Source organism: Micromonospora avicenniae (genome assembly GCF_900156065.1).
Taxonomy (GTDB): Bacteria; Actinomycetota; Actinomycetes; order Mycobacteriales; family Micromonosporaceae; genus Micromonospora; species Micromonospora avicenniae.
In genome coordinates this window covers 1-13750 of the sequence record NZ_FTNF01000023.1, presented here as the reverse complement: position 1 = coordinate 13750, position 13750 = coordinate 1, and the positions used below count along the sequence as shown (strand labels likewise).

The following is a 13750-nucleotide window of genomic DNA, read 5'->3' as shown; positions in this document are numbered from 1 at the left end:
TCCACCTCTTGCACGCGGATTTGGAGGCACCCCGAGGCGTGCTGAGATGAGCCACAAAAGGGAGCGGGCGAGATCGGTTGATCTCGCCCGCTCCCTACTGGATAGCTCAGCCGGCACGGCCAGGCAGCCCAGTTCCGAGTCGGTGAGCAGCGGAGGTCGTCCCCGCCAACGGGGTGCCCGGATGGTGTCCGAGCGAACAGGCCCGACGTGGCTGGTCATTCGCAGCGATTTTCGGGCCCCGGCCGTATTGCTCGATGACGGCGAGCGGGTCGACGTGCTGACACACGCCGACCCGCTCACCTCCTGGCCGTCACAGGCCGGCCGATGTCACCGAGTCCGCCGTCGCATTCGTCCGGCGGGTACTCGGACGCCAGCGGAGGGCTACGGAACCTGTTCGCCCTGGCTCGCGATGCGGAAGTAGTCGTAGGCGACGTTGAGATCGGTGGAGGTCCCGCCCCGGTTGAAGGCCACTAGGCCGGCCCCCGTCGGTTCGACGTTCAGCGTCGTCGATCCAATGTATCTGTATACACTCCCGTTGGTTGAATAGTACGTCTTATACGTGTTCCCCGCCTTCGTGAGCCGGAACCAAATGGCGCCGTCTGCGCCGACGATCTGCTGCGCGTCGGCTCCAGTGATCTGCACCGTAGCCGCCGTGCCGTTTTGTTCGCGGAGGAGCACGACGCGGAGCTTGTTGGTGGCCGCCGTCGCGTTGCTCATCTCCCAGGCCAGCTTCACGTAGTTGTCATCGTTGGCGTAGGCGATGATGCCGCCCTGTTCGTTGTTGTTGGCTAGCGGTCGCGAGAAGACGACCTTCGAGTCCGTGGTCCAGTCGCCGCTCACGTCCTGCAACGCGATGTTCTTCGCCGTGTTGGTGTTGCCCTGCAAGTCGCCTTGTTGGGAGGTGATGGCCAGCGATTCGTCGGCAAGACGCCACTTGGTGTCGTCTGGCCGTACCCAGTGCCACTGGGAGCCCAGTTGCGATGATTCGAATTCGTCGCTACCGGTGATGGCGGTTCTGAGGTTGACCGTGTAGGCCGACGACGCGCCATTGCTGGTGACGGTGATCTTCGCCTGCCCGGTGGGGGTGGTCGCTTGGTCGATGGTGACGGTGGCGGCGGGATCGTTGGCGACGGCCTCCACCTTGGCGACGGATTCCACGCCCGCCGCCTGCAGCGCGTTGTAGCTGAGGACGTCCGGCCTGAAGGAAGCCAGGTCCTTGCCGTTGACCTTGAGGTTCTTCAGCGCCGTGTCGGGTACGAAGTTGAAGACGTAGTTCTTCACAATGGGACCGAAGAAGTCTTCCTTCGTGACCTTGACGATGGCCTGGCCGGGGACGCTGTCCGCCTGAGAGATGATCTCGTAGCGGGCGGCGGGGTCGGCCGTCTTCACGGCGGTGATGGTCGGCGACGCGCCAGCGGACACGGGGATCGTGTAGGAGGCGGCGGACAGGTTGAACCCGCCGATTTCCTTGCCGTTTACCGCGATCTTCGCCGAGAGCGGACCACCGTCCACGGGGATGTCCCTGCCGCTGAACTCCTTCCAGTAGTTGACGCTGGTGTCGCGCCACGTGCCGGCGTCCACCTCGTGGGTTGCCAGCTTGGCCCGCACCTCACTGAAGCGTCGAGCGTCGATATAGGGCTGCAGTGAGTCCCAGGCCTCGCGCATCCAAGTCACGTACTGCACGCCCATCTGGTAGCGGTAGACCAGCTCGTCCCAGAAGGTCCGGCCGCTCTTCATCGTGTGGTCCCACGGCACGTGGTGGAACCACATCATGAGGTTCTCCGGGACCGTGTCGATGTTGCCGTACTGCTCTTCCAGCGTGGGGAAGTACTGGGCAGCGAGATTGCTGCCGGTGGGGGAGCGGTCGAAGCCCAGGCCGGCACTGTCGGCCTTGTTGTAGTAGACCGGGCTCCAGTCGTCCCGGGTGGTCCACTCCGCCGGGTTGGGGCCGTAGTGGTTGCCGGTGAACTGGTGTCCAATACCCAGTGGGGTCTGGTAGCTCACCAGGGCTTCCCGGGAGCCCATCATCATTTTGACGATGGTGGAGACGACGTGGCCGTCGTTGCTCCAGGTCATCCGGGTCCAGTCCTTGGCGATCTCCTCAGACTTGAGGGTCCAGTCCCAGGCCTGCCGTCCGAACGCGAACAGGTTGGCCTGGGAGAAGTGGTGACCGGTCAGGTTCTCGGCGTTGCCGAGGTTGGCCACCCCCACGATCGCGGTGTCTGGTTGGTGCTGGGCCGTGCCGTCCACGATGTTGCCCACCAGGCGGTTCTTCAGCAGTTTTCCGTCCTTGTCGGTGGCGTAGGTGTCGGACTTCAGCACCTCCTCCCACATCGGCGCGAGGTAGGTGAGCATCTTGTTCTGGCCGGTGTACTCCTGGGTGATCTGCAGTTCGATGGCCTGGTTGGTGTTTTCCATCCGGCCGAACATCGGGTGGAACGGCTCCCGGGCCTGGAAGTCCAGCGGGCCGTTCTTGGTCTGCAGGAACACGTTGTCCGCGATGCGTCCCGTCGTTCCGTCAGGCTGGGGCTCGTCGTCGATGTAGCCGAACTCCAAGTAGGCCCGCTTCAACCGGTCGTTGTCCACCTCGGCGTTGTACACGAACGTACGCCAGAAGATCGTCATGCCCAGCGGCGCCACCGCCGCCGCGATGCCGTTGGCGCCGTCCCCGTGGTCATAGCCGAAGTCCTGGGGCCCCGGCTGACCCTCGGAGTTGGCTTTCACCGTGAAGCCCATGAAGTCCGGAATGGACGCTTGGATCTGCTGTGCCTTGCGGTTCCACCATCCCCGGAACGCGGGGCTGTAGGGATCCAACTGGCTGTTGGTCAGCGTGTCCGGCGCGAACCGGCTGTCGGTGGGCGCGGTATATCTGATCGACACGGCCAGCTTGATGCCGTACGGGCGCAGGGCATCGGCCAGCGCCGCCTCCTGCGCAATGTTCCTGGTCGTCAGGTACACGTTATCGGCGTTGACGTTGTTGATCGTGATGCCGTTGACCCCGACCGACGCCATCGCCCGCGCCGCCACGATGTAGCGGTCAAGGATGACGGGCAGGTTACGCCCGGCGCTGGCGCCAGTGGCGGCGAAGTCGAAGATCTGGCCGTTCTCGCCGTTCAACCCGCCGGTCCCGGTCGCGTTGTTACCGGCGTAGAGGCGTTCGGTGTCCCAGTTGTTCAGGACCCGGCGCTTGATCTTCGGGGACTCGGAGATGTTCAGGTTCTGGACGGGCCGCTGCGTCTGGATGAGCCGCAGGAAGGCGAAGGTTCCGTACAGGGCGCCGAGCTCGGTGTTGCCGGCGATGACGGTGACGTGGCTGCGTCCCTTCAACACCGACCGGACGACGTATCCCTCGTCGCCGACCGAGGCAAGGTCGCCGGCGGGAACGAACTGCGCCACTGCCGACGAGCTGTCCGGGGTTCCCACGATGACCGAGCCGTCAGGGATGTCGCCGCCCGAGGTGGCCCGCATCGTTACCGGCTGGTCCAGCAACGTGCCGAGACCCCGCTCCAGTTCGTCCCGCGCCGCTTCCAAGCTGCTCTCCACCAGTTTCTCGGTGGAGCCCGGTTCCATACTCAGATCCGCCGTGTGCCGGTACACCTTGTTCTCGTCAACGTTCTCCACGATGACGGTCGAGGCAACACGCCGGTACTGACGCAGCAGGCCCGGGTTGCTGACAGGCACGTAGTGCAGCCACATCTGCGAACCGCTGTAGTTGTCGTCCAAGGACGTGGCGGAGGCGGGTGATGGCGAGGAGACCACCAGGCTGGCGGCGACCGTGGTGGACGCTATGAACAGCGCGAGAAGCTTCCGCCTCAGTTTGGACTTCGAAAGTATGTTCATTTGCATTCCCTCTTTCGAGTGGCGAAGACTCCGATCGGTGCTAGCGCGAACGCTTCATCGCCATCGGCAATCGCCTCCCCTCGATCACTGGTCACCCGCTTTGTCGAGCACCGTGGGCCCTGTCGACGGCGGACCCACCGGACTGATCGGTCGGGGCCGTGGAGCCCGATGCCGCCGCCCGGTGCCGCGCGAACGGCGGGATGCGCTGTACGCCCGCCGCGAGAACGGAGTGGATGGCCGGCCGCCTGGGGGTTCGATGCGATCGGACCGATCGGACTGCGCCATCCCGCGGATGCCGTGCATGGTTGAGCCGCGACGGGCAGTGACACAGAACGTTGGACATCGAACTCGTGGCGATCTCGGGCAGGTCATGGCTGGACTGGTTGGGTGGGGGTGGAGTGGGTGGGGTGGGTGAAAAGTTCTGGAACCGATTCCAACAGTGGCCCGAGACAGGCAAGCTTGTCAATACTCCGAGCGCAGAGTGGTGAATTCATCGACAGGCATCGTGGTAGGGTTCTCGGTCTGACAACGGGTACTGACAAACACTGGAATCGGTTCCAGCACCTGCGGTCTGGGCAGTGTCCCTGGCTGGTTGTGCCATGCTGGATGGATAAGCGCGAGGGAGAGCCACATGGCGGCGACGATCAAGGATGTCGCCCGGCTGGCCGGGGTGTCGCAGTCGTCGGTGTGTCGCGCGCTGGCCGCGCCGGACCAGGTGCGCCCCGCCACCCGGGAGCGCGTGCACCAAGCCGCCGCGCAGCTGGGCTACCGGCCCAACCGGGTCGCCCGCAGCCTCAGCACCGGCCGCACCGGCAATATCGGACTGGTGCTGCCCGACATTGCCAACCCGTTCTTCCCCGGGGTCGTCAAGGCCGTCCAGCGCCGGGCGCGGGAGTTCGATCTCGCGGTGCTCCTCGCCGACACCGACGAGGACCCGGCCGCCGAGCTCGAGCTCATCAGCACGATGACAAAACAGGTGGACGGCTTCCTGCTGTGCTCCCCGCGCGCCAGCGACGAGGACCTGCGGTCCGTCAGTGGCGACACCCCAGTCGTCTTCGTCAACCGCCGCGTGGGCCGCCTGCCATCGGTGAATTTCGACAGCGCCGACGGCATCCGTCAGGCGATCACCCACCTCGCCGCGCTTGGCCACCGGCGGGTGGCGTACGTCGCCGGTCCCCGCAGCTCGTGGGTCAACCGAGAGCGTCTCCGCAGCATCAGGAGTGTGGCGACGGCAATGGACCTCGAGGTCGTCGAAGCCGGCAACGTGACACCCACCCTCGAAGGTGGCATCGCAGTCGCCGACCAGATCCTCGCCGCCTCGGTCACCGCCGTGATCGCGTTCAACGACATGATCGGCCTCGGGCTCCTCAGTGGGTTCAACGCCCGCGGCGTGAACGTGCCCGCCGACATCAGCGTCGTCGGGTTCGACAACATCCCCACCGCAGGCCTGGTGAACCCGCCGCTGACCAGCGTAGACATGCCCAAGGAGCAGTGTGGCAGGTCGGGCGTCGAGCTACTGGTCCAACTTCTCAACGATCGGGAAGGCCGGGCCGGCTCCCGCAGGCTGCTTCCCACTCAGCTCATCGTGCGCGGCTCGACCGGACCCGCAGCCCGGACGTGAAGCCCGCAACACCGCCGAGAGGTCGCACAACCGTCCCATCGCGGTTTGCCATAAGCGCCCCGAGGCGTGCTGAGATGAGCCACAGAAAGGAGCGGGCGAGATCGGTTGATCTCACCCGCTCCTTACTGGATAGCTCAGCAATCCGCTCCCGGCCGGCAAGCCAGGCTACATCGGGCCCGCCGACTTCAGACTATGGGGTGATCATGCCCTTTGAGGCGGCCAGGTTGTAGTTCTCCCCGAACACGTTGAGCTCGTGGACTCCGACCTTGACGTTCTCGGTCGTGCCGAGGACCTTCAGCCTGACCGCGTTCGTCAGAACCCGGTCGAAGGTGACGTAGTCAGCCGTGTACGCAGTGGTGTTCGTGCTCCTGTCGACCAGCGGCTGCCACGTGTTCGTGGCGATGTCCTTGTATTCCAGCGTGTACTGCACGGCATTGTCCTTGGTGAAGGTGCGCCCGAGTTCCTTCCACTGGATCTGCGCGGCGGAGATGTGGAAGACCGTCCCGAAGCCCCTGATGTACGTGGGTGCGGTGTCGCTGTCAGCCGGCTCCCACCAGGTGGATAGGGACCGGTCCGATCCGTAGTACGGATTGCGCCCGGGGGCGTAACTGCTCGCCCAGTACGCCTGGCTGTTGGTGGCCACGTTGTAGAGCCCGACGTCGTCCCTGCCCGAGATCTTCTTCCCGGGGGCCAGTTGCGGCGTGTTGGACAACTCGCAATCGATCGTGCCCTCCTTCGGGCCGGCGGGAATCACGTTGCAGACATCCATTCCCAGCCGCCGCTCGAAGAACTCCTCGTAGGCGATCACGTAGGTGTAGAAGAACACCAGGTTGCCGGACTTGTCGAGCACGAAACTGCCGTGTCCGGCGTTCGGATAGACGGCGCTCGGGTGGTTGTTTCCGTAGCCGATCGGGTTCTGCTGCGTCTCCTTGAACCCGGAAAGCGGCTTGTCCGACGACATGACCCCCGTCGAGTACGTGGTGAACTCGGTGCCACCTGACGCGACCGAGAGGTAGTACGTGTCGCCCACCTTGAACAGCTGCGAACCCTCCACGTACCCGTGCGTGTAGGTCGCCTTGTTGTCACCGATGTGCTGCCACTCCTGGCGCGGGTCGAAGGTCCACATCACGACCGAGTCGCTGATGAACTGCCGAGGATTGTTCGGGTCGAGTTCGGCACCCATGATCGGCGAACCGATGTTGTACGTCAGGTACAGCCGGCCGTCCGTGTCGAGGAAGAACTGCACGTCGCCGACGCTCAGGGTCTGGCCGTTGGGGCGCAGGAAGTTCCCCATGCTGGTCCACGGCCCGGTGGGCGAGTCCGCTTGGTAGACCGGCGTGTTGTTGCCGGCCATGTAGAACTTGTCGCCGATCTGCACCACGGTCGGTGCGACCAGGCCCAGGTTCATCTGGTGGGGTGTCCAGGTGAGGTAGTCGGTGGTCGACCAAACGGTGCGGTTGTTGTTCGGCGCGTTCTGCATGGCGCCGGATGCGTAGAGGTAGATGGTCCCGTCGACGTTCAGCGCGGACCAGTCCGCCCCGGTCCGGGCCGAGTTCTCCGAGATCCTGCTGAAACCGACGGTGGACCGGCTCGCGAGAGTCCGCCCGGACGCCGCCGTCCACGTCTCCTGGTTCAAGCTGGCTGGGATCTGCGAGGTGTTCGCGACGTTCGCGTCCGTCGGCGGCATCGTCCCTACGATGTTGCGGACCGCCATCCCCGGCAGATTGATCGGGTTCACGTACGTCTGGGTCATGTCGACACCGGCCAGCGGTACCTTGGCGGTCGGGGTCTGCGGCCCGCCGCCCGGCGCGGCCGGCGGCACGGGCTTCTCCGCCGCGGCCGGCCCGATCGGTGTCAGCTGGCCTATCCCTACTCCTACCGCGAGCGCTAGGCCGATAGCCGCCGCGCTTCGTCGACTGATTCCGGCGGTTTTCTCGATAGCCATTGGGCTCCTGACCTTTCTGGTTGCCGAAACTCCGAACGGAGACAACATCCTGTTGCCGCCGACATCTGGTGTGCTGCTGTGCCGGCCACGATCAGACGAAGCGCCAGAGGTGATCACCGGTGCCGCTGTCGTCACCGAGCACGACCTGCGCTCCGGATGCGGTAGAGGCGTCCGCGACGCCGAGGACCCGGCCGCTGACGGCGCACTGGATCCGGAAGTAGCCGCCGGTGCCGTAGCGCAACCGCCACCGGTGGTCGCCGGCGCCGTTGTCGGCCCACTGCACGACGTGGGCCCCGTCGCCGCCGTCGTCCCCCTCGACGCCGAGGACCTTCCCGCTGTACGCGTTGCGCAGCCGCAGGTAGCCGCCGGTGTCCACGACGGCGGTCCAGCGGTGGTCGGCGCCGCCCGTGTCACCCCGCTGGATGACCGGCGCGCCGTCGGCGGTCGACATGTCCTTCACCCCGAGCACCAGCCCGCTGGCCTGGTTCTGCATGCGGCAGGCGCCGTTGGGTACGAACCGCCACTGGTTGTCCGGCGAGCCGTTGTCACCGTCCTGCACCGCCTGCGCGCCCCAGGCGGTCGACCCGTCGAGGATGGCGAGCAGCTTGCCGGTGTGCACGTTGCGCAACTTGTGGGACCCGTCGCCGACGTCGACCACGGTCCACAGGTGGTCGGCGGTGCCGTTGTCGCTCCACTGCAGGACCCGCGCGTTGTCGGCGGTGGACATGTTCTCCACGCCGAGAACCTTGCCGCTGTTGACGTTGCGCAGCCGCAGGGCGTTCCCGTCGACCACGAGCTGCCAGTCGTGGTCGGCGGTCCCGGTGTCACCCCACTGCAGCGCCAGCCCGCCGTCGGCCAGTGACATGTCGCGGATGCCCAGGACCAGGCCGGTGGCGGCGTTGACGAGGCGGAAGCTCGGCGGGCTCTCGCCACCCGGACCGGTGGCCCAGTAGACGGTGTAGTTGTGCCCGTGGGCGTCGTAGAACGGCCCGAGGTCGACGGTGTTCCCGTTCGCGGTGGCGGTGAAGGCGAGCGCGCTGGAGCCGGCGCGGGTGATCGAGGCGGGGTCGAGCGACGGCAGGCCACTCAGGGGCGCGTCACCGTAGTTGCCGGAGAGGACCACCGGGCCGTACGTGATCGCGGCGATGTCGGCGTTGTCGTTGGTGGCCTCCAACACGACCCGCATCGGCAGCCGGACGGTGACGACGTCCCCCGGCGACCAGGACCGGGTGAGGCTGGCGTACGTCCCGGGTGCGGTGGCGATGTCCTGCGCCGCGCCGTTGACCTGGATGCTGGCCCCGCTGGTCCAGGACGGGATCCGGATGCGCATCGTCCACGACTTCCTGACGTTGCCGCGGACGGTGAGGGTGGTGGTGTCGCTTACCGGATAGGAGGTGTGCTGTTCCACCACGATGCCGTGCTGCGACCAGACCAGCCGCGACGGCACGAACAGGTTCACCGTCAGCGTGCTGCCGCTGTGGAAGTAGATGGAGTCCGCCAGCTTGGTGTTGGTCTCGATGCCGGTGCCCTGGCAGCACCAGAAGGAGTCGTAGTCAGTGCTCCAGGTGCCGCCGCCCCAGGCCGGACCCACACCCCGGCGGCCACCCGGGTTCAACGGCGTGAAGTACGTGATGTGCCCGTGCTCGTCGGCCGGGTTCTGCTGACCGATGAGATGGTTGAGCAGGGCCCGCTCGTAGTAGTCGAAGTAGGCGACGCGGTCCGGGTCCAGCAGCCACAGCTCCCGCGTCAGCTTGAGCATGTTGTAGGTGTTGCACGCCTCACAGGTGTCCTGTCGCAGGTAGCCGGCGATGGCGTTCGGAGCGCGGAAATGCTCGGCCTGGCTGTTGCCGCCGATGGCGTACGTGTGGGCGCCGACCGTGATGTTCCAGGCGTTGCTGGCGATGTCGCGGTAGCGGGTGATGCCGGTGGCCTTGAACTCCCGGGCCGCGCCGATCCACTTCGGCACCTGAGTGTTGGCGTGCAACCCGTTGAGCTGGTCCTGGTTGGCGGCGAGCGGGTTCAACACGGCGGCGTGGTCGAAGCGCTGGGCGACGGCGAGCCAGCGGTCGTCGCCGGTCTGCTGGTAGAGGTCGGCCAGGACGGCGCTCATGCCGCCGAACTCGGTGCCCAGCATGGCCTGCATCTGGGTGGCGGTGAGCCGGCTGGTGCGTTCGTCGACCCAGCCGGCCAGCGCCAGGAGCACGTCGCGGGCCTGGGTGTTGGCCATGTGCACCCAGACGTCGAGCAGACCCACCAGCGTCTTGTGGATGCAGTAGTACGGCACGTTGCCGTTGCGCAGCGTCCGTGCCTCCAGGGCGGTGAAGTCCGACTCCGGGAAGCCGGACAGGTATCCCGGGTTGAACCCGACGGCGGCGTTGTTGGCCTGGCACTTCGCCAGTTCGGCGATCATCCGGTCGGCCTTGTCGCGGCAGGTGGTGTCGCCGAGCACCGCCCACGCCTGGGCCCAGGCGGTCAGGAAGTGCCCCTGCATGTGGGTGCGGAACGGGAACGTCGGGCTGTCCCAGCCACCGTTCGGCGCGGCGTCGCCGGTGGGCAGGCCGTGATTGGCACGGAAGTTGTAGAGCAGCCGGTCCACGTCGACGAAGCGCAGATAGTTCACGGTGCGGGTCTGGTTGTCCAGCCAGCGGCTCGGGGTCAGGCGGACCTGGCTGAGGTCGAACGGGAGGGCGCCGGCCCCGATGTCCGGCCGGGCCGGCCGGACGGCCGCGATCGCCGCAGTGCCCAGGGCGAAGGTTCCGGTGGCCGAGGCGGCGGCGATACCGGCGGCTTGCAGCAGCCGCCGTCGACTGAGCGATCCAGATGACACGATGCCTCCTGAGGGCTGGGAGAGGGTGTGTGGCGACCGGCCCACGGCCGGGCGGGGACCGGTCGCCGGACGTGCGGACGCGATGTGGAACCGCACGCCCAGGACTTCCGGTGCCCGCCCTGTCGGGCGGACACCGGGAGTTGCGGAGTTATCTGGTGTTGGCCGCGCCGGGCGTGGGGACCGTGGTCGTGACGAAGTCACGGCAGAGGCTGTCGGTGTCGCTGCCGTCGGGCCAGCGGGCGTTGCTGCGACCCGGGTTGGCGGCCGCGCCGGCCACCACCGCGATACAGCCTCCGCCGGCCTGGTCGGCCTCGAGGATGGCGAGTTCGGGGCTGGTGATGGTGCCGTTGCCGCTCGAGCTGCTCTGCTGAGAGCCGTAGACGATGGCGTCGACTACCACCGAGTCGGTGGCGTCCCGGAGCGCGAGCGAGCCCGCGCTGACCGAGAGGCTGCCACCGAACCACTGGTCGGGCGCCGGCGACCCTTGGTAGCCCGCCGTGGTGATCTGCGGACCGACCACGGGCGCGCCGGTCGGGTGGTCGTTGGCGAGTGGCTGGTCGAGGGTGACGCCGGCGCCGAGCGCCTGCACCGACACACCGCTGCGGTGCGCTCGGGCGGTCGGCGGCCAGAAGCTGACACCGGTACCGGGGCCGGCCAGGTCGACGGCTGACCGGTGGGCGAACCGCAGCGGCGCGGTCAGGTCGACGCCGGTGCCGTTGGCGCCGGTGGTGCCGATCGCCGCGACCGTGACGGTCTCCTTGTATTCCCCGGCGTCGACCGTGAGGGTGTCACCGACGGTCAGGTTGGCGTTGGCCGCGACCTTGAGGTTGGTCGCGCCCGCGGCCGCCGGAGCCGACAGGGTCGTCTGCGTGGCCGCCTTGCCGACCGAGGTGACGGTTGTCTGCTCGTAGCCGGCGCCCGTGTCGATGCCGATCTGCTGGCCGACGGTGAAGCCGGCCGCGCTGGTGACCGGGATGTTCGTCGACCCGGCAGGGATCGTGATCGAGCCGTGGGTGACCGGCACGAACAGGGTGGTCGCGGCGGTGGCCGCGGAGCCGATGTCGACGACCGTGCGGGTCTCCCGGGTTGAACCGGTGCCGACCTCGATCTGCTGGCCGACGGCGAGGCCGGTGGTGCTCCGGACGTTGACGGTGGTCGCGCCGGCGGCGGTGGGAGCCGCCAGCCCCGAGCCGGAGAGACCGAGCAGGTAGTAGTCGCCGCTCGCCAGCTTCGTCCCGGCTGGGATCGTGGCCAGCGTGACTGCGGCCGAGCCGCTCGGGGTGTTGGTCAGGGTCCAGTTGGAGAGGTCGACCTCGTCGGCGGAGGCGTTGTAGAGCTCGACGAACTGGTCTGTCGCGTTGCTGCTGGTGCGGAACCGGACCTCGTTGATCCGGACCGGGAGGGCGCTGCGCACCGCCTGGCTGGTGACCGTCGACTGCCGGCCGCCGCGGGTCGGGTTCGTCCACTGGGCCCGGCCCGTCAAATAGCCGGCACTGGTCGTCGCCGAGGTGACGGTGAAGGTCGCGCTCACGCTCGCGCCGGGCGCGACCGGGTCCTCGAAGGTCACCGAGGTGTCGTCGGTGCCCTTGACCACGGCGGTCCAGCCGGCCGGCGCGGACAGGCTCAACTTGACGCCCACTGCGGTAGAGCCCGTGGTGTTCGTGAACGTCTGGGTGACCTCCTGGGCCGAGCCCGGGGTGAACGTGGTGGCCCGCGACAGGCTGAGCCGCTGCACGTCGTACTTCGCGGCCACGACGTTGGCCTGGACGGCGTCGATGGTGGCGTCGGTCGGGTATCCGGTCGTCATCACACCCTCGTAGAAGGTGCCGGCCGAACCGTTGCCGTTGTCGCCGCCGTTGCCGAGCTGGATGGCGCCCCGCCGGTGCATCGGGAAGTAGTTGCTGTTGGTGAGGGAGCCGGGGCGGATCCCGCTGTAGTAGGTGGTCAGCGGGCCCTCCTGCGCATCGCCGCCGCGCAGGTCCCACTGGTTGCCGCCACCGCCGTTGACCACGCCGGTCACGAAGCGCCAGGAGTCGATGGTCGGGGTGGCGTCGTTCTGTCGGGCGTTGTATCCGGAGAAGAGCCCGGCCTCCATGTCGGACATGATCCACGGGCCGGGGCCGGTGCCGCGCCCCCAGGCGGTGGCGGTGCCGAAATAGACGGTCTCCATGGTGCCGGTGCCCACCGCGCGGCTGTTGGTGGAGGTGTTGCCGTAGTTGTAGCAGCAGCCGCTGTCGTAGTGGGTGCCGTCGAAGACCGTGTAGATCCCCTCCGGCTCGTCCTCCTTCGCGAGGTGCGAGGCGTCGTTGTTGCGGTACCCCATGCCCGGGATGATGTAGACGCCGTACGCCTTGTGGCCGCCGATCGTGATCGGCGCCGTGTCGGCGATCGAGAGGGTGTTGTAGCCGCCCACGTCGGGGCCGCGGAAGGTGCCGGGAGGTGCCTGGTAGAGGTGGTTGCCGTTACCGGACTGGTCGTAGATGACGGTGATCAGGCAGAGCGTGTTCGCGCAGAAACCGTCCTGAGCGTCCGCGTCCGCGTATCCGCCGGCGTCGGCGAACGGCAGCGCGACGGGGGCGACCACGCCGATGTCCTTGACGGCGTTGTCGGAGGTACGCCGGACCTGGTAGAGCGGGCCGTCGTAGGACGCGTACAGGGCGCGGGTCGAGCTGTGCGCGGCGACGCAAGGGGTGCCACCCGCGGCGTAGATGTCACAGGGTCCCTCTGCCCTGGGCGGCGCGGCCGGCTTCGTGGCCTGCGCTGCCGGCGCCATCGTCAGCGTCGCGCCGACCAGGGCGAGCGCCACGGCGGTACGCGCGGCGAGGGTTCGTGTGCGTAAGGGGCGGTGTGGGGCTCTGACCATGTCGCAACAGCTCCTCTTCGCGAGTCCTGAAGGTGGGACGGGCGCTTGCGGTGCCCACTGGCGACGCCCGGTGGCGGTGGTCCTCGGACCGTCCGGTGGGCGGTCGCGGTGGTGGGGGTTTCTGTTACCGCTGACGGAATCGCATCAGGTGGGAAGCGGTCTGCTCCGCGCAATCCGTAGGCAATGCTGTTACCGCTAACTAGCGTCACTTGGGGTACTGGTGTTCGCCTATCCGGGCACGGCGTAGCAGCCCTTCGGTGGGCAGGTGTTCGAGATGATTAGCGGGTTGTGGCGTGAATGTTAGCGTTAACACACGACGGTCAATTCATTGAAACATCGCCGGTACATTGGTGTCAATCGACGTTAACGCCGGACGCTATGGTCACGCTCCCATAGGGACGGCTCAGGTCGTCGTCCGGTGCGCGTTGCCGGTGACTGTCACCGACGTGCGGAGCGGATCGCTGCTACCAGTTCAGGCTTCCGGCGAGGGCTGGCAGAACCCACCCCGCGGCGTCGAGTGGTAGCCGAGCCGGCTGCCTCGTCCATGTGGACGAGCCGCCTAGGGCGTGTCCTGCCGATCTTGTAGCGGTTGGTCGTTGACGATGGGCCGGTGGTGCGTCGTGGTGAGTTGACTGATGAGGCGTGGGCGGTGAT

At 67.2% G+C, this 13750-nt stretch carries 5 protein-coding genes; 1 reads left to right on the top strand and 4 read right to left on the bottom strand.

The window, feature by feature from the left end; genetic code table 11:
* Positions 1 to 381: 381 nt before the first annotated feature.
* Positions 382 to 3840, bottom strand: coding sequence for an alpha-glucuronidase family glycosyl hydrolase (locus BXA10_RS25320; protein ID WP_076473352.1), 3459 nt, complete (start codon positions 3838 to 3840; stop codon positions 382 to 384).
* Between the two features lie 631 nt (positions 3841 to 4471).
* Here BXA10_RS25320 and BXA10_RS25315 point away from each other — a divergent pair.
* Positions 4472 to 5461: a LacI family DNA-binding transcriptional regulator gene (locus BXA10_RS25315; protein ID WP_076473351.1), complete on the top strand. Its 990-nt coding sequence runs from the start codon at positions 4472 to 4474 to the stop codon at positions 5459 to 5461.
* Between the two features lie 190 nt (positions 5462 to 5651).
* Here BXA10_RS25315 and BXA10_RS25310 read toward each other — a convergent pair whose 3' ends face one another.
* From BXA10_RS25310 to BXA10_RS25300, 3 genes are all read right to left on the bottom strand, one after another.
* Positions 5652 to 7406, bottom strand: coding sequence for a family 43 glycosylhydrolase (locus BXA10_RS25310; protein WP_175649308.1), 1755 nt, complete (start codon positions 7404 to 7406; stop codon positions 5652 to 5654).
* Positions 7407 to 7497: 91 nt separating this feature from the next.
* Entirely contained in the window at positions 7498 to 10233 is a 2736-nt protein-coding gene (locus BXA10_RS25305; protein ID WP_076473349.1) for a beta-L-arabinofuranosidase domain-containing protein, read from the bottom strand.
* Between the two features lie 148 nt (positions 10234 to 10381).
* Positions 10382 to 13096, bottom strand: coding sequence for an arabinofuranosidase catalytic domain-containing protein (locus BXA10_RS25300; RefSeq protein ID WP_084753244.1), 2715 nt, complete (start codon positions 13094 to 13096; stop codon positions 10382 to 10384).
* Between the last annotated feature and the right edge of the window lie 654 nt (positions 13097 to 13750).